Source organism: Enterococcus sp. DIV0802b (assembly GCF_050543535.1).
Classification (GTDB): domain Bacteria; phylum Bacillota; class Bacilli; order Lactobacillales; family Enterococcaceae; genus Enterococcus_D; species Enterococcus_D entomosocium.
Genome location: NZ_CP172941.1, coordinates 1,112,050 through 1,128,684 on the forward strand (window position 1 = coordinate 1,112,050; position 16,635 = coordinate 1,128,684).

Consider the following 16,635-nt stretch of genomic DNA (forward strand, 5'->3'; position numbering starts at 1 on the left):
AAAAAGAATTGATTAGAATTTAAACTTTATTAAAGAAAGTAGAAAAGGGCACAGCAAGCTGATGTGGGGTATTCTTTTTTGGAGGATTTAATGATATATTTCAAGAGGAGGTGACGTACGTGGAAGAAGTTGTCATTATCGACGCACTAAGAACGCCAATTGGCAAATACCATGGGTCATTAAAAGAATATTCAGCAGTAGAATTAGGAACAATTGCTGCGAAAGCCTTGTTGGCAAGAAACCAACAAGCAAAAGAACATATCGCACAAGTGATTATCGGAAATGTCCTGCAAGCAGGCAGTGGGCAAAATCCAAGTCGCCAAGTTTCCCTGCAAAGTGGGCTTTCTTCAGATATTCCAGCCTCAACGATCAACGAAGTTTGCGGTTCGGGAATGAAAGCGATTCTAATGGGCATGGAGCAAATTCAGTTAAACAAGGCATCAGTCGTCTTGACTGGTGGGATCGAAAGTATGACGAATGCGCCGCTATTCAGTTATTATAACAAGGCGGATGATCAGTATTCAAATCCAGTATCAACAATGATGCATGATGGCTTAACAGACGCTTTTAGCAGCAAACCGATGGGCTTAACGGCTGAAACTGTTGCAGAAAGATATGGCATCACTCGACAAGAACAAGATGAATTTGCCTACCACTCCCAAATGAAGGCTGCCAAAGCACAAGCGGAAAAGAAATTTGAGCAAGAGATCGTACCCGTGACCGAAAAGTCTGCTACCGTTTCCCAGGATGAAGGCATTCGCGCCGCTACGACAGTCGAAAAATTAGCTGAACTAAAAACGGTTTTCAAAAAGGACGGTACGGTGACTGCTGGGAATGCCTCAACCATCAATGATGGGGCTGCCATGGTCTTGATCGCCTCAAAAAGCTATTGTGAGGAGCATCAGATTCCTTATCTGGCAGTGATCAAAGAGATCGTTGAAGTTGGCTTTGCCCCAGAGATCATGGGAATCTCACCAATCAAAGCAATCGATACTTTGCTGAAAAAGCAAGCACTGTCGATTGAAGATATCGGTATTTTTGAAATCAATGAAGCCTTTGCAGCTTCCTCGATCGTAGTAGAACGTGAACTTGGTTTGGATCCCAAGAAAGTCAACCGTTACGGTGGGGGCATTTCCCTTGGCCATGCGATTGGAGCAACCGGTGCTCGGATCGCAACGACCGTCGCTTATCAGCTAAAAGACACACAAGAACGTTATGGGATCGCCTCTTTATGTGTCGGTGGCGGGTTAGGGCTAGCGATGCTGTTAGAAAACCCTTCGGCGGCAGCAAGTCAAGCCGATTTTCATGAAGAGTCGGCATCAGAAAAAACAGAAAAAAAAAAGTTTTACGCCCTTACGCCTAACGAACGACTAGCCTTTCTTGAAGCACAAGGGGCGATCACAGCAGCCGAATCCTTGGTTTTTCAAGAAATGGCATTAGACAAGGAAACCGCCAATCACTTGATCGAAAACCAGATCAGTGAAGTGGAGATTCCCTTAGGTGTGGGGTTGAATCTGCAAGTGAATGGCAAGAGATACAATGTCCCGTTAGCCACAGAAGAACCTTCTGTGATTGCAGCGATGAGCAATGGAGCAAAAATGGCTGGGCCCATTACAACGACCAGTCAAGAACGTTTGCTTCGAGGCCAGATCGTCTTTATGGATGTTCAGGATTCGGAAGCGATTTTGGCAAAAGTTGAATCCGAGCAAGCAGCGATCTTTGAAGTGGCGAATGAGACGTATCCTTCTATCGTGAAACGCGGCGGTGGATTGCGAAGAGTGATCGGTCGGAACTTTGTGCCAGCAGAATCTGAATTAGCAACAGCCTATGTCTCAATCGATTTGTTGGTTGATGTCAAAGATGCCATGGGCGCCAACATCATCAATTCGATTTTAGAAGGAGTGGCCGACCTCTTTCGGAAGTGGTTCCCAGAAGAAGAAATTCTCTTTAGTATTTTAAGTAATCTTGCCACGGAATCGTTAGTAACTGCCACTTGCTCCGTGCCTTTTGACAAACTGAGCAAGATCGGAAAGGGTAGACAAGTTGCCGAAAAAATCGTTCATGCAGCTGATTTTGCCAAGATTGATCCATATCGTGCCGCCACCCATAACAAAGGGATCATGAATGGCGTTGAAGCGCTGATTTTGGCTACCGGAAATGACACTCGCGCCGTTTCGGCAGCTTGTCATGGCTATGCTGCCCGTAATGGTCGCATGCAAGGGCTGACTTCTTGGAAAATAGTAGAAGCCCGTTTGATTGGTATTATCACACTTCCGTTGGCGATCGCCACAGTCGGGGGTGCCACAAAAGTATTGCCAAAAGCCCAAGCGGCGTTGGCTTTGACCGGTGTTGAAACGGCGAGTGAGTTAGCTTCGCTGGCGGCAAGTGTCGGGTTGGCTCAGAATCTGGCAGCTTTGCGGGCATTGGTTTCAGAAGGAATTCAGCAAGGCCATATGAGCATGCAAGCCCGTTCATTAGCTATTTCAGTTGGGGCAAAAGGAACTGAGATCGATCAGCTGGCAGCTAAGCTGCGAGCGGCGAGTCAAATGAACCAAGAGCAAGCCCGTAAATTTTTAACAGAAATACGCAACTAAAAAAGGTTCTCTAGGGAAATTCCTAGAGAACCTTTTGTTTATCGTTTAGAAATCGCCGTATGGGCATACGCCTCGATCAATGGAATGACTTCTAGTTTTACTTTGTATTTGCGTTCTAGAGCGGTTTCGATGGTAAAAGTATCACTTTCTGTTTCAGAAATTGTTGCTAGAACACGATCTTCTTTCGGGGAAGCTTCGATCACGGTCGTTTCTCCTGAAGATTGTTTTGCAGAAAATTTAGGGAATGCTGCGATTTTTTCGGCAAATGCTGAAAAAGTCATGGATTCGTCAGAATCATCAGCCGTTGATTTTTCCACTTCTTTAGTTTTAGTTGATGCAGGTATAGTTGGTGCCGTTTCTTCCTTCACTTCTGCTGGTTCTTTCGCAGGAGCGGAGGTAGGTGCCGCACTTTCTTGCGGATTGGTCGGTAACCAGTAAGCAGCGATCTCATCGACTAAGTTATCGCTGAAACGATCAAGTAAGCCAGCTTCTAAGCGTTGAATTCGTTTCACGACGATTTTGAAGTTCTCATCTAAAGGAACAGCGATTTTTTGTTCTTTGGGTGTTTCCTTCAACAATTCAATCAATAATTCCTCTTGATTTTTAGGATTGATATAAACAGTTGTCGGAAGGTCGAACTTATCTGCTGTTTTGCGCTCGATCGCTGTAAACAACTGTTGTCGAGCTGTTTCATAAGACGGGCGGAATTGTTGTTTCAATTTTGCTAATTGTTTCTTTTTCATAATCTTCTCCTCTCGATCACTATCGATTATAAGGAAAATTTGCAGAAAAGAACAGTCATTCTCATGAAAAAATACAAAAAAAATTATATATTTCCTGAAAAAACGCCAGCGCTGCTAAAGAAGCGGCGTTGGCGTTTCTACTAGATCATTGATTTGATGGTACTTAGGCATTAGGATCAAAAGCTCCTTGTCTCCAGTGGCGACTAAGTAGTTTTCCCAAAGAAAAAAGCGTACTTCCCCAGTGAGTTTCTCAGCCAGCATCTGCTGATAGTCGCTAGACGACCATTGACGCGCCGGAAAATGTTGGACTTTGCCTGGCCATACAAGAAAAACAAAATCAGCATGTAAGGCTTTTTGAACAGCAGGGGAGAGGTGAATCAAATCAGTTGTCTTCATAGGCTTCTCCTTATAGAGAGTAAAATTAAAACCCTGTCGTATCTGGATTGGTCGCTTTCCCAACGACGCCATCTAATTGATCGATCGTATTCATGTCTTCTTCAGATAGCTCAAAATCAAAGACATGGATGTTTTCTTCGATCCGACTTGGTGTGACTGATTTTGGTAATGGCAAGAAACCATGTTGTAAAGACCAGCGTAATGCAACTTGAGCGATTGATTTTTGATGCTTTTCAGCTAATGCTTTCATTTCTGGTACATCAAATATCTTCCCGGTACCTAATGGGCTGTATGCTTCAAGCAATACATCGTGTTCTTGGCAATAAGTCACCACTTCTTCTTGTAACTCGCCAGGTGCAAGGAAAATCTGATTGACCATTGGGAAGATGGTCGCTGTTTTTTTCAATTCTTCAAAATGATGAGGCAAGAAGTTGCTGACCCCGATCGCTTTGATTTTGCCTGCTTGATACAATTCTTCAAAAGCGCGCCATGTTTCTGCATTCGCTGTTTGCCAGGTGTCGCGAAAGGCTACTGGGTTTGGCCAATGGATTAAGAAAAGATCGATATAGTCTGTTTGTAGTTTCTCTAAGGACTCTTCAAAAGAAGACATCACAAGATCATAGGAATGGTTCGCATTCCACAATTTTGTAGTCAAAAAGAGTTCTTCGCGGGGAATGCCGCTTTCTTTGATCGCTTGACCAACACTGGCTTCATTTTTATAGCCTTGGGCTGTATCAATATGGCGGTAACCTACTTCCAGTGCTTTTTTGACTGATGCTACGGCAACGTCGCCGTCTGGTGTTTGCCATGTGCCAAAACCTAACTCAGGGATGGTTACATTGTTTGATAACGTATAGCTGTTCATGTTCATTCCTCCGTTTTCTGTGATACCTTTAGTTTAGCAGACGAGGACGGATTTTCCAATGAATGCATCTTTCAAAAAGGAAGTGGCCAATAAGAAAAATGACGTTTGGCTCTTGTCAGTTCGCCTATTTTTTTTGTACACTAGACAAATGGATAAGGAGCGTAACTAATGGATATTTATTTGAAACATGCGATATTACACATTATTGACCGTCAAACTGGTGATCCGGTTTTTTCTCAAGTTGAACTCGATTTGACCACGGAATACATCCGCGATTATTTGACGAAAAAAATACAGAAACTTGCAACACCGCAAACCAAAACAGGGCGTTTACTCGAAACATCAATGATCGCTCAACTGGTCAAACAAGCACCCGAAGACTTTGTCGCAGCCAGTGAAGCGATCGTCCAACGGTGGTATGAAGCGTACAAGGAAAGTGAAGATGCACCAAGTGCGGATGCCTTTGTGGTCTTGTATGAATTTGATACAAGAATGCAGTTGGCGTTTTTGAAGGTCAACTATCAAGACGGCTATACGCACTTTATTGATAATGGGGAAGCTGGGATCGAAAACAATTTAATTTTGCATCGTGCCTTACTAGCAGGTAAAACTCAAAAGGCCGATGAAGGGATCACAATTGATGTGGAGAGCTTAGACTTTGAACTGATTGAAAAGAAATATAGCTTTTCAGGTGAAAAATATGCCTACTTTTCAACGAAAGTCATTGATGCCGAACCGATTCCCTCGTTAGAAGAAAACGTCAAAGTCATCAAAAAAGTAGCGGAAAAAATTGGTCAGAAATTTGAAACACCTACCTATAACGTTGTTGCCGATTTAAAAGAAGCGGTTTACGACACGATCGAAGAGTCAGGACACATTGATGTCAGTGAAGTGGCGCAAAAAGTCTTTAAAGACAATATTACCGCTCAGCTTTCTTTTCAAGAAGAAGTGGCTGAAAAAGGATTTGTCAATCAGGCACCAATGATGCGGGATGTCCGTGAGATCTCAGAGAAAAAATTCGGGAAACAAAAACTAAAATTATCTAACGGGATCGAATTGATCGTTCCTTTGGATGTTTACCGAGATCCAAATTTGATCGAATTTATCAATAATCCAGACGGAACGATTTCTGTAACGATCAAAAATGTAGAAGAAGTAATTAATCGGATGTAGGACAAAGGTCTTATGTGTGGATGATGCGGAGCTAACAACATAGAACGAGCACAAAAAAGCAGAGATTCCTCTTTAAGTAATGAGGAGTCTCTGCTTTTTTTCTGGATATCTTTGATCAATATCAGCAATTATTGATCGGTCAGTTTCTCAAGGGCGGCTTTGGGAACGTCTTCTTCAGAAACTTCTTCCCAGCTCAGAACACCTTTATTAGGATTGACCAATAATTTCAAATAGGCACCTTCTCTTAAAGGCGCGGAACGGTGCTCATTCATTTTGACCGTTTTGACTTCTCCAGAGGAACTGTAAGCGTCTTGTGTGTAACGGTAGACATCTTCGGCAACTCCGTTATCACTAATTTCCGTGTCGTGCTCGCCGGCATCCCTGATGACTGTATAGTAGTCACTTCCACCATAGTAATAATGATAAGTAGCAAAACAGCCACCAAGGAAAATTGCTGCAAAAACCAGCGCTGCAATGATTTTTTTCACATTTCTCACCTCATCTTCTATTATTCATAAAAATTGTCCTACGTCCAATAGATCGAAAAAAGCAAAGAAATTCTTAGGGATTAGCAGACGAGACATCTCACTTGACTTTGACTAATTTTGACCTATAATAAGAGTAGATTTAAACTTACAAAAAATAAGTTGATACTTATGAATTTGGAAGCGTAAATCGCAAAATATGATTCGAGTCAAAGAACGACTCAACTTTCTCTAGGAGGGAAACAATATGGCAAAACAACATTATGATCGTAGCAAACCCCATGTTAATATCGGAACGATAGGACACGTCGACCATGGGAAAACAACCTTGACTGCTGCTATTACCACAGTTCTTGGGAAAAAAGGACTTGCCAATCCGCAAGATTACGCAAGTATCGACGCGGCTCCTGAGGAACGCGAACGTGGTATCACCATCAATACTGCCCATGTAGAATACGAAACAGAAAAACGGCACTATGCCCATATCGATGCACCAGGACACGCGGATTACGTGAAAAATATGATTACAGGGGCTGCCCAAATGGACGGCGCAATCTTGGTCGTATCAGCGACAGATGGCCCAATGCCGCAAACCCGTGAACATATTTTGCTTTCTCGTCAAGTGGGTGTGAAACATTTGATCGTCTTTTTAAATAAAACAGACCTTGTCGATGATGATGAGTTGATCGATTTAGTTGAAATGGAAGTCAGAGAATTGCTGACTGAATATGATTTTCCAGGTGATGACATTCCTGTGATCAAAGGCTCTGCCTTAAAAGCCTTGGAAGGTGACCCAGAGGCTGAAGCAGCGATCTTAACGCTGATGGATACGGTAGATGAATATATCCCAACACCTGAACGAGACACTGATAAACCATTATTATTGCCGATCGAAGATGTCTTTTCAATTACTGGACGGGGAACCGTTGCTTCCGGTCGGATCGATCGCGGAACAGTAAAAGTCGGTGATGAAGTAGAAATCGTCGGAATCAAACCTGAAACACAAAAAGCAGTCGTGACAGGAGTAGAAATGTTCCGTAAGACGATGGACTTTGGGGAAGCTGGTGATAACGTAGGGGTATTATTACGGGGAATCACCCGGGATGAAATTGAACGGGGCCAAGTGTTAGCAAAACCAGGTTCCATCACACCACATACGAAATTCCAAGCAGAAGTCTATGTGTTGACAAAGGAAGAAGGCGGTCGCCATACCCCATTCTTTAATAACTATCGCCCACAATTTTACTTCCGTACAACGGACGTAACTGGGAATATCGTTTTACCAGAAGGAACGGAAATGGTTATGCCTGGTGACAACGTAACGATCGATGTGGAATTGATCCATCCAATCGCTGTGGAAAATGGAACGACTTTCTCCATTCGTGAAGGTGGACGAACAGTTGGTTCTGGTATCGTGACCACGATCGAAAAATAAAAATCAGTGAAACAGTGCTTCCATTATCTGAAGGAGCACTGTTTCCTTTTTCATGTCAAACCAGCAACAATCCCTCCATCAGCTTAGGATTGCTTGTTTTTTTCTAAATAATCTTGTGATTTTATTAAGGATTTTTTAGGAGAGAAAAAATTCTAGTCAGCCTGTTCATTTCATAGTACGATAGATTCTGACTTAGAAAAGATGGGATGTATTTGATGAGAAAAATTCGACGTTTCCTAGGATTTGTACTGAAGTTTGCGCTCTTGCTGCTGCTGATTGGAGCAGGGGTTTGGGGCTATCGAAACTACACGGCATTGAAAGCTGTCTATGCGTATGAAGCGGAAATCGCACAGCAGACACAAGCCCACGACATCTCTGAATATCAGTCTTTAGCAATGAGTATCATGCTGACGGAGTCAAAAGGACAAGGCAATGATCCGATGCAAAGTTCTGAAAGTGTATATGGAAAACAAAACCAATTTGATACGCCAGAACAAAGCATCGAACAAGGGGTTTCTTATTTAGCCGAGTTGATCGAAAAAGCAGAGCAAATGAACTGTGATCTTTGGACCGCAGTCCAGGCTTATAATTTTGGTACAGATTATATTGATTATGTCGCTGAACGGGGTGGCGTGAACACCTTAGAATTAGCAGAAACATATTCCAGAGAGGTTTTATCCCCGTTATTAGGCAATGATACAGAACAGACCTATCGTTATTGGGGCATCCAATCGGTCTTTTATAATGGCGGTCATTTGTATCACAATGGCGGCAACATGTTCTATGCGGATCTAATAAAATTGAACCGATGGAAAATCGATGTTACGGCAGGGTTCTTTTCCTGATCGTCACAAAATAACTGAAGTAAAAAAGCTTGAAATACAAATAGAATATGGTAAAATCATTATGAGTGATTCCGTCTAATTATTCTTCGCACTGATACCTATTAGTGCGTTTTTTTACCTAGTAAACGATGAATACTTACCAAATGGAGGTGAGTGGATGGCACGAATTCCTCAAACGATCATTGACGACATTCGCGAACGTAGCAATATTGTTGATATCGTGGGACAGTATGTCCAGTTAAAGAAATCTGGAAAGAATTATTTTGGTTTGTGTCCCTTCCATAATGAGAAATCACCTTCTTTTTCCGTTGCAGAAGACAAACAAATTTTTCATTGTTTTGGTTGCGGTCGTGGGGGCAATGTTTACGGTTTTTTGCAAGAGCTTGAAGGCATCAGTTTTCCTGAAGCAGTCGTCAAAGTAGCAGAAATGAACGATATTCCTCTTGATCCGCAATACCAGCAATCAGAAGGCATCAATGAAGCGACCTCACAAACGAGTCAATTGATTGCGCTGCATGAAAAAGCCGCCGAGGTCTATCATCACATGTTGGTGAATACGGCTGCTGGCCAAGAAGCGCTTGATTATTTATTGGATCGCGGATTGACGATGGCATTGATCGAAGAATTCAATATTGGTTTTGCGCCGAATGAACGCTCGTTTTTGGAGAAAGTCTTTTTGAATGAACAAGCCAAAGCTGAATTTTTTCCTGATACAGGGCTCTTTGTTCAACGAAACGATGGCTCATTGGCAGACCGCTTTTACCAACGAATCATGTTTCCGATCCGTAATCCTCAAGGAAAAACAATTGGTTTTTCTGGTCGTTGGCTAGCAAGCGAAAAAGTTGGTGATCAAGACCAGCCGAAATATTTAAATAGTCCAGAAACGATCCTTTTCAACAAGCGCGAGGTTCTGTTCAACTTTGACAAAGCACGCCGTGCGATGCGCAAAGATGGCCAAGTGTATTTATTTGAAGGATTTATGGACGTGATCGCCGCTTGGCAGGCAGGAATCGAAAATGGGATCGCCTCAATGGGGACCAGCTTGACCAATCAGCAGATCGCCCATATCGAGCGAGTGGCACAAGAAGTGATTCTTTGTTACGATGGAGATAGTGCAGGGGTTGAAGCGACAAACCGCGGGATCGAGCTTCTGCAAAACAATAGTCGTTTGAAATTATCTGTGGTGCGAGTGCCGGAACGGATGGACCCAGATGAGTATTTGCGCAAATATGGGACAGAAGCTTTTTATAAACTAGCTGTCCACGGCAAAGAAACCGTTTTTGCCTTCAAGATGGATTATCATCGGATGAATCGCAATTTAGCCAATGAGAAGGAGCAACTGGATTATGTCCAAGTTGTTTTAAATGAATTGCAGCGTGTGGATTCTTTGTTGGAGCAAGACCGCTATTTGACTCAGTTGTCTACAGAGTTCACTTTGAGTCGTGAGACCTTGCAGCAGCAGCTCAAGCAAAACCGGCAAGAGCAACGGACGATGCAAGATGTAGCGCCACCGCCGCCAACAGACACCCCTGTGGTCTTTACGCCGCCTACACGGCAGCAGCCCAAAACACAGGTGGAAAAAGCGCAAGAATTATTATTGTACCGTTTGTTTCATGACAGTACGTTAAACCATCGCTTTCGAGCGAGTGGTATATCCTTTATCCATGATCGTTATCAACAACTGTATCTGCTGTTTGATGCGTATATGGAAACAGAAGAACACTTTGTTTTAGCAAAGTTCTTAGATTTTTTAAAAGAAGATTCAATGAAAAAAATGGTGATCGATATTGCAGATCTTAAAGCTTCTGAGGAAGGGACTGAACAAGAATTTCAGGACATTCTGCAGGTCTTTCAAAAGTCGGGCATTGCTGAAGAAATCAATCAAAAACGAATCCAGCAGCAAGAAGCAAGACAAATAGGAAACCAGCAATTAGAACTTGAACTTGCAATCGAAATCATTGATTTGACCAAACGGTTGAAACAAGCTAAATAGCGAACTGAAAGGGGCTTTCTTTCATGGCAGAAGAAACAAAAAAAACGTATGACAAAGCAGTTGCCGAATACATCCGAGAAAACAAAACAAAGGGGCAAGTTGTTTACGATGACATTACCAATCGTTTAGCAACGCCTTATACTTTGGATGCTGATGCAATGGACAAACTAATTCAAAAACTGGAGGATTCCGGCATCAGTGTCGTGGATGAAAATGGAGAGCCTTCAGTCCATAGTTTAAAGAGTAATGAAAAACGACAAGAAACCCAACCTCAAGAAGATTTGTCTGCACCGACTGGTGTGAAAATCAATGACCCTGTGCGGATGTACTTGAAAGAGATCGGTCGGGTACCGCTTTTGACCGCAGAAGAAGAAGTGGCTCTCGCTCTGAAAATCGAAGAAGGCGACCAAGAAGCGAAACAGCGTTTGGCAGAAGCCAACTTACGTTTGGTAGTCAGCATCGCCAAACGTTATGTGGGTCGGGGAATGCAATTTCTTGATTTGATCCAAGAAGGAAACATGGGCTTGATGAAAGCCGTTGAGAAATTTGATTATCGCAAAGGGTTTAAATTCTCGACCTATGCGACCTGGTGGATCCGTCAAGCGATCACTCGTGCCATCGCTGACCAAGCTCGAACCATTCGGATCCCAGTGCATATGGTGGAAACCATCAACAAATTGATTCGTATCCAACGGCAATTATTGCAAGACTTAGGACGCGAACCGACACCAGAAGAAATCGGCGCAGAAATGGATTTGCCAACGGAAAAAGTTCGTGAAATCTTGAAGATCGCTCAAGAGCCCGTTTCATTAGAAACACCAATCGGTGAAGAAGATGATTCTCATCTAGGTGATTTTATTGAGGACCAAGATGCTACAAGTCCGGCAGAGCATGCGGCTTATGAGCTTTTGAAAGAGCAATTAGAAGATGTATTGGATACGTTAACTGACCGTGAAGAAAATGTGCTACGCTTGCGTTTCGGAATCGATGATGGCCGTACTCGGACCTTAGAAGAAGTCGGCAAAGTCTTTGGGGTAACCAGAGAACGGATTCGTCAGATTGAAGCAAAAGCGTTACGGAAACTACGCCACCCATCTCGTTCAAAACAATTGAAAGATTTCTTAGAATAATTAAGGTTTATTGACTTTCCAAAGGTCCCCTTTGGAAAGTCTTTTTTGTTCAGGTTTTGTCATCTCTCCATAGGATAAGTAAAGAACTTAATAAAAACGTAACCAAGCAAGTGTTGGCTAATTGCCTAGAATGTGATAAATTTAATTTTGTGCATCTGCACAATTGAGTAATAAAAAAAATGCGAAAAAAGACCCATTATTTGTCGGTCTTTGAAATAGGAAGCAGTGGGCGCGTCAAGCGTTTGATCTGGTAGGGTACTGCTTCATAGAAGGAAATGCAAAAAAAAAAGGAGTCAGTTTGAATCAATGAAGAAGACATGTCCTGAATGTGGATTTCAAGCAATAGAAGAAACACCCGTTTGTCCCAATTGCGGGTTTCAATGGAACCAAGCAAAGGAGAATGAACAGGAACCATCATCTGACTCTTCCGTTACGCCAGAAGAGCTACAAAACAAAAACGATGATATTCGCTGGTCTGACTTTAAAAATGTTCCGATTGGAAAAATGGAGGAGCACTTAGGCGATCGGCCATCCTCGAATGAAGAAACGATCGACCTTGCACAGCAAGAGGCTTTTTCTGATGAGCAAAAAACACCACTTGAATCAGAGTCTAAACAAGAACCAAAAACAGTGGAAAACTCTGAGTCTACAGAAGAACACACAATTTCAGCCAGTGAAGAAGTTAATGAGACCGATGCACTGAGTACGGATGAACAGCATGACTCTGAGATTTTGGCCGCTTATATCCGACAGCACAAACTTGATGAAGAAGCAAAGGCAGCAGCTGCTCTAGAAGCAGAAGAAACCGCCATTGATCTTTCCTCTGCTGAAGAGGAAAGTCAGATGCAAGCCAGCGAGGAACCTCTGCCGTCAAGCGAGGAGGAAGTGGTGACGGAGCCAGTTATTGAAGAAGCTGAGAAGCAGCCAGAACCAGTCATCGATCCAATTCCTGAACCAATCACCGCAGCGGATGAAACGCCACAAAAGGCGACTGCTGAAGAAGAAACGTCTTCTTCCAGTGAAAGCAAGAAGAGCCCTCGCAAAGCACTCTATATTACAGCGGCTTGTTTGTTAGTGGCAGCGGGTGGTGGTTGGGCTTATTACTATCAACAGCAGCAACAAGAAACTGCCCGACAAACGCAACAGGCGCAAGAGAACCGTACGTTAGATCAGATCGAAAATAAGTTGAATGATTTTTATACAAATGATGAGCGAGTGTTCATTAAAAGCGACAAAACAGCAGAACAGCTGACGGCTGTGACGAATCAGTTGGCAGATTTTCAAGACCACGAACGATACGATATCTTGTCACAAGAAGCAGAGACAATTGCTGACAAATTAGCAGCTTTGACAGAGATCAATAGCTATTTCAGCAGTCCTGCAGTTGTGGAGGATCAGTTGGAAGAAGTCTCGTTGAAAGAAGCGACTGCTGTCACAATGGCGAAGCGTGAGAACGGGGATGCCTTTGATGAGTTGATCAATCAAGCCATCGACATGGGACAAAAAGAGTTCAGCGCGATCGAGGAAGTTCAAAATGCAGTGAAGAGCATGGTGGCTTTAAGTGGTGACGGTGAAGCACCGGCGAGTGTCTCTCGTGAGAACTACAATGCCTTGATGAAAAAAATCCAAGCTTTGCCAATCGATTCACTGGTTGAAAGTCTTACGACGGAACTACGTAAAGTCGATACTGCCTTGACGAAGCGTGAAACAGCTACCCAACAAGCAGCGGCGCAACAACAAGCTGCCCAAGAAGCAGCACAAGCGGCGGCTTCCGAGAACAACGCTTCCGCTTCGAGCAGCGGATCTACAAGCGCTGCGACGCCCGCGCAAAGTACTTCTGAAGAAGAGTATGTGCTTTCGCCGAATACACCAACAAATACAAACAATCAGCCAATTATTCCAGCCCGCCAAAGTGATTTGAATGATGTAAACAATAGCGCCTGGGTTTGGGCAGATGGTGTCCAAAAAAAAATCATCGCCACAGCGATTGCTCGCGGTTATGTGGTAGAAGGCGGCTATACTTTTGAACGTGTACGAATCGTCAATGGTGAAGGCTATTACAATTTTTATGCGACAAATGCCCAAGGCAGCTTGCTTAAAGGAACGGATGATTCAGCGTTCCCGCTATACTTATTTACGGTAAACGCCAAAACTGGCTATTTCAGAGGCAATGGGAACGATCACACCGTTCGCTAAGTCCCCTGAGTCACTAGAAAATTTTCAGAGTTATTACATGCACATGTGAAAAATACTTGTTTCCCCTCCTTGTTTTCGATATGATGAGAGATAATCGTTCAAACAAGGAGGGGTTTTTGTGCAGAAAATTGAGAGATATGATCGGTTTGAAGACGGGGTCATTGCTTGTGTACCAACGATTCTTGGGTACCTGGGCATTGGTTTTGCAATGGGGGTTGTGGGAAAAGGCGTTGGGTTGTCTATTCTAGAAATTATTTTAATGTCTATTATTGTCTATGCTGGCAGTGCTCAATTTATCATTTGCGCCTTACTAGCGATTCAAGCACCTTTCATGACAATCGTCGCAACAGTTTTTTTAGTGAATTTACGACACTTTTTAATGAGTTTGTCAGTAGCTTCCTATTTTAAAAAGACACCGTTGCTTTCTGCCATTGGTATCGGGACACTTTTGACTGATGAATCCTATGGCGTTTTGACGACGGCACTGCAACAAGACAAACCAGTCACAGCGAAATGGACCCACGGGTTGAACGTAATGGCTTATTTGAGTTGGATTTTTGCGACGTTTTTGGGTGGTTTATTGGGTTCCTTTATTCCAGATCCAGAAGCGTTAGGCTTAGATTTTGCCTTAGTAGCTATGTTTGTTGGTCTTTTTTTATTTCAAGTAGAGCGACCGCTTAAGAAGAAAACCCAGCAAACGCTCTTGATACTAGGGACAGTTGTGGTGACCTTGATTTTATTTATGCGTTTTTCGACCGCAGAGATTGCGGTAATTGCGGCGACACTGGCAGGATGTTTGGTTGGGACGGTGACACACCATGACTAATTTTGTTATACTGATGCTAGTATGTGGATTGGTTACTTGGCTTCCGCGGATCGTTCCTTTTTTATTTTCTAAGAAGCTCGTCTTCCCGGAACCTTTCACCGTTTTTTTGAGTTATTTACCGTTGTGTATTTTGGCGGCATTGTTGGTGCAAAATTTACTGACCTTTCGTGAAGGTCAATTCCCCATTTTGAAAGTTAAAGAAACCATTGCCTGTATCCCGGCATTATTGGTGGGGTATTATACCAAAGATTTGATGAAAATCGTTATCACAGGCGTTATTGCTATGGCGCTGTTGCGTTTCTTTTTATAGGAACGAGCAGTTTTAAAGAAAAAGGAGAGAATAGATGAAAGACTTATTAGCATCCGTATTCAGCGGATTGATCATTGATGAAAACGAACAGAATTATTTTGTTCAAAAAGGCGGGGTTACCTTCCGACTAGCCAAGGAAGAAGGCGAACATCATTTAGGTGAAGCCGTCGAAGGGTTTGGCTATCAAAATCAAAAGCAAGAAAATGTGCTCACTACGAATATTCCGAAAAGCCGCAAAGGGCATTATGCCTTTGGTACAGTCACAGGAAGCCGTCGCGACTTAGGCGTTTTCGTTGATATCGGTTTGAAAGACAAAGATATGGTGGTTTCATTAGATGAATTGCCAACAATGCGGGAACTTTGGCCCAAAAAAGGCGACCGTTTGATGGTCAGCTTGCGGGTCGATGACAAAGAGCGTATTTGGGCTTCATTAGCAGATGAGAAAATTTTTAAGGCATTGAGCAAAAATGGTACGGAGCAAATGAAGAATCTAGATGTTACAGGTAGCGTGTACCGTTTGAAGTTAGCGGGTACTTACTTGCTGACGGATGATTTTTATATTGGCTTCGTCCATCCATCAGAACGGTATCAAGAGCCGCGCCTTGGGGAAGTGGTCAAAGGGCGAGTGATTGGGATTCGTCCAGATGGTGTCTTGAACCTTTCATTGAAACCAAGAGCCCACGAGGCGATCTCAAATGATGCCGCCATGGTTCTAACCTTTTTAGAACGAGCACCTGAGAACAAAATTCCTTTCACGGACAAATCAGCCCCAGAAGAGATTTTGCAAACATTTGGTATTAGTAAAGGCCAATTTAAACGGGCATTAGGAACCTTGATGAAACAGCGTTTGATTGAGCAAAAAGACGGCTTTACGATTCTTATCAAAAAACCTAATTGAGAATACTTGTTTCTTTTATCGTTCTAATTTATAATGATTACAATGTTTGTCTTGAGTGATTTTCACTCAGATTAGAATCGTTATAAATTAACGGCATACGGAGGCAACTATGAACACAACAGCAGCGTTAAAAAAGACCAAGAAACAATTGCACGAGTCGGGGTTTAAATTAACTCCTCAGCGAGAAGCGACGTTGTTGGTCTTATTAGAAAATGAGAAAGACCATTTATCCGCAGAAGAGATTTTCTTTTTTGTGCGAAAAAAAAATTCTGAGATTGGCTTGGCAACCGTCTATCGAACATTGGAGATCTTAACGGATCTGAAAATTGTCGATAAAGTCAGCTTTAATGACGGTGTCGCTCGCTATGATCTACGTAAAGAAGGTGCCAAACACTTTCATCATCACTTGTTGTGTTTGGAATGCGGCAATATTGAAGAAGTCGAAGAGGATCTGCTGGGCAGTGTCGAAGAGATCGTTGAACAAAAGTACCATTTTTTAGTAAAGGATCATCGGTTGACCTTTCATGGTGTCTGTCAAAAGTGCCAAAGCAAAGCCGAGTGATTGTACTTTGGCGATCTTAAATAAACGTTTGTTATCACCCGAATGATAGTCAGATGGTTTCCAATAGGAAGAGTGCTCTTTTTCCGATTTGAAAGAAACCGAAAAATCTGCTATGATTCGGGTGTTTCCTTGGGCAAAAGATACGGGTAGATGCCTCTTTTTTATTGGCAAGCTACTATCTTAA

General features: G+C 42.8%; 15 protein-coding genes. 11 read left to right on the forward strand and 4 right to left on the reverse strand.

The genetic code is table 11. The features are described from left to right. The first annotated feature begins 119 nt into the window (after positions 1-119). A complete protein-coding gene (locus IGJ12_RS05225; protein ID WP_430619434.1) occupies positions 120-2,594 on the forward strand; it encodes a hydroxymethylglutaryl-CoA reductase, degradative in 2,475 nt (824 codons plus the stop codon). Between the two features lie 38 nt (positions 2,595-2,632). On the opposite strand, the gene IGJ12_RS05230 is transcribed toward IGJ12_RS05225, so the two are convergent. From IGJ12_RS05230 to IGJ12_RS05240, 3 genes are all read right to left on the reverse strand, one after another. Continuing rightward, positions 2,633-3,337: a hypothetical protein gene (locus IGJ12_RS05230; protein WP_005237132.1), complete on the reverse strand. Its 705-nt coding sequence runs from the start codon at positions 3,335-3,337 to the stop codon at positions 2,633-2,635. 114 nt (positions 3,338-3,451) lie between these two features. After that, positions 3,452-3,733, reverse strand: a complete 282-nt coding sequence (locus tag IGJ12_RS05235) for a hypothetical protein (protein ID WP_005237130.1) — start codon at positions 3,731-3,733, stop codon at positions 3,452-3,454. A 25-nt stretch (positions 3,734-3,758) separates the two neighbouring features. Beyond that, positions 3,759-4,604: an aldo/keto reductase gene (locus tag IGJ12_RS05240; protein ID WP_005237128.1), complete on the reverse strand. Its 846-nt coding sequence runs from the start codon at positions 4,602-4,604 to the stop codon at positions 3,759-3,761. A gap of 162 nt (positions 4,605-4,766) precedes the next feature. On the opposite strand from IGJ12_RS05240, the gene IGJ12_RS05245 reads away from it, so the two are divergent. Next, positions 4,767-5,771 (forward strand): nucleoid-associated protein, encoded by a 1,005-nt coding sequence (locus IGJ12_RS05245; protein WP_005237126.1) that lies wholly within the window; start codon positions 4,767-4,769, stop codon positions 5,769-5,771. Between the two features lie 128 nt (positions 5,772-5,899). Here IGJ12_RS05245 and IGJ12_RS05250 read toward each other — a convergent pair whose 3' ends face one another. After that, positions 5,900-6,259 (reverse strand): YxeA family protein, encoded by a 360-nt coding sequence (locus IGJ12_RS05250; protein ID WP_005237124.1) that lies wholly within the window; start codon positions 6,257-6,259, stop codon positions 5,900-5,902. A gap of 244 nt (positions 6,260-6,503) precedes the next feature. Here IGJ12_RS05250 and tuf point away from each other — a divergent pair, with 244 nt between their 5' ends. From tuf to IGJ12_RS05295, 9 genes are all read left to right on the forward strand, one after another. Next, positions 6,504-7,691, forward strand: a complete 1,188-nt coding sequence (tuf, locus tag IGJ12_RS05255; RefSeq protein WP_005237121.1) for an elongation factor Tu — start codon at positions 6,504-6,506, stop codon at positions 7,689-7,691. Between the two features lie 215 nt (positions 7,692-7,906). Next, positions 7,907-8,536 (forward strand): lysozyme family protein, encoded by a 630-nt coding sequence (locus IGJ12_RS05260; RefSeq protein ID WP_016621009.1) that lies wholly within the window; start codon positions 7,907-7,909, stop codon positions 8,534-8,536. Positions 8,537-8,693: 157 nt separating this feature from the next. Continuing rightward, complete coding sequence (dnaG, locus tag IGJ12_RS05265; RefSeq protein WP_430619435.1) at positions 8,694-10,529, forward strand: DNA primase; 1,836 nt, start codon at positions 8,694-8,696, stop codon at positions 10,527-10,529. A gap of 23 nt (positions 10,530-10,552) precedes the next feature. Further along, positions 10,553-11,659 (forward strand): RNA polymerase sigma factor RpoD, encoded by a 1,107-nt coding sequence (gene rpoD, locus IGJ12_RS05270; RefSeq protein WP_005229298.1) that lies wholly within the window; start codon positions 10,553-10,555, stop codon positions 11,657-11,659. Positions 11,660-11,965: 306 nt separating this feature from the next. Then, positions 11,966-13,855 (forward strand): cell division site-positioning protein MapZ family protein, encoded by a 1,890-nt coding sequence (locus IGJ12_RS05275; RefSeq protein ID WP_430619436.1) that lies wholly within the window; start codon positions 11,966-11,968, stop codon positions 13,853-13,855. A gap of 118 nt (positions 13,856-13,973) precedes the next feature. Next, a complete protein-coding gene (locus tag IGJ12_RS05280; protein WP_005237112.1) occupies positions 13,974-14,681 on the forward strand; it encodes an AzlC family ABC transporter permease in 708 nt (235 codons plus the stop codon). Beyond that, positions 14,674-14,991 carry an AzlD domain-containing protein gene (locus IGJ12_RS05285; protein WP_086316985.1) on the forward strand — a complete coding sequence of 106 codons (318 nt, stop codon included), beginning with the start codon at positions 14,674-14,676 and terminating at the stop codon, positions 14,989-14,991. The genes IGJ12_RS05280 and IGJ12_RS05285 overlap by 8 nt, the downstream gene beginning before the upstream one ends. A gap of 34 nt (positions 14,992-15,025) precedes the next feature. Next, positions 15,026-15,889 (forward strand): CvfB family protein, encoded by an 864-nt coding sequence (locus IGJ12_RS05290; RefSeq protein ID WP_005237107.1) that lies wholly within the window; start codon positions 15,026-15,028, stop codon positions 15,887-15,889. Between the two features lie 109 nt (positions 15,890-15,998). Further along, on the forward strand, positions 15,999-16,451 hold the full coding sequence (locus IGJ12_RS05295) for a Fur family transcriptional regulator (RefSeq protein WP_005237105.1): 453 nt from the start codon (positions 15,999-16,001) through the stop codon (positions 16,449-16,451). The last annotated feature ends 184 nt before the right edge of the window (positions 16,452-16,635 follow it).

Bases quoted from the DNA above. Each gene is read 5' to 3' on its own strand.
- IGJ12_RS05230 (WP_005237132.1), bottom strand. From the start codon at position 3,337: ATGAAAAAGAAACAATTAGCAAAATTGAAACAACAATTCCGCCCGTCT.
- IGJ12_RS05235 (WP_005237130.1), bottom strand. From the start codon at position 3,733: ATGAAGACAACTGATTTGATTCACCTCTCCCCTGCTGTTCAAAAAGCC.
- IGJ12_RS05240 (WP_005237128.1), bottom strand. From the start codon at position 4,604: ATGAACATGAACAGCTATACGTTATCAAACAATGTAACCATCCCTGAG.
- IGJ12_RS05245 (WP_005237126.1), top strand. From the start codon at position 4,767: ATGGATATTTATTTGAAACATGCGATATTACACATTATTGACCGTCAA.
- tuf (WP_005237121.1), top strand. From the start codon at position 6,504: ATGGCAAAACAACATTATGATCGTAGCAAACCCCATGTTAATATCGGA.
- IGJ12_RS05260 (WP_016621009.1), top strand. From the start codon at position 7,907: ATGAGAAAAATTCGACGTTTCCTAGGATTTGTACTGAAGTTTGCGCTC.
- dnaG (WP_430619435.1), top strand. From the start codon at position 8,694: ATGGCACGAATTCCTCAAACGATCATTGACGACATTCGCGAACGTAGC.
- rpoD (WP_005229298.1), top strand. From the start codon at position 10,553: ATGGCAGAAGAAACAAAAAAAACGTATGACAAAGCAGTTGCCGAATAC.
- IGJ12_RS05275 (WP_430619436.1), top strand. From the start codon at position 11,966: ATGAAGAAGACATGTCCTGAATGTGGATTTCAAGCAATAGAAGAAACA.
- IGJ12_RS05285 (WP_086316985.1), top strand. From the start codon at position 14,674: ATGACTAATTTTGTTATACTGATGCTAGTATGTGGATTGGTTACTTGG.
- IGJ12_RS05290 (WP_005237107.1), top strand. From the start codon at position 15,026: ATGAAAGACTTATTAGCATCCGTATTCAGCGGATTGATCATTGATGAA.
- IGJ12_RS05295 (WP_005237105.1), top strand. From the start codon at position 15,999: ATGAACACAACAGCAGCGTTAAAAAAGACCAAGAAACAATTGCACGAG.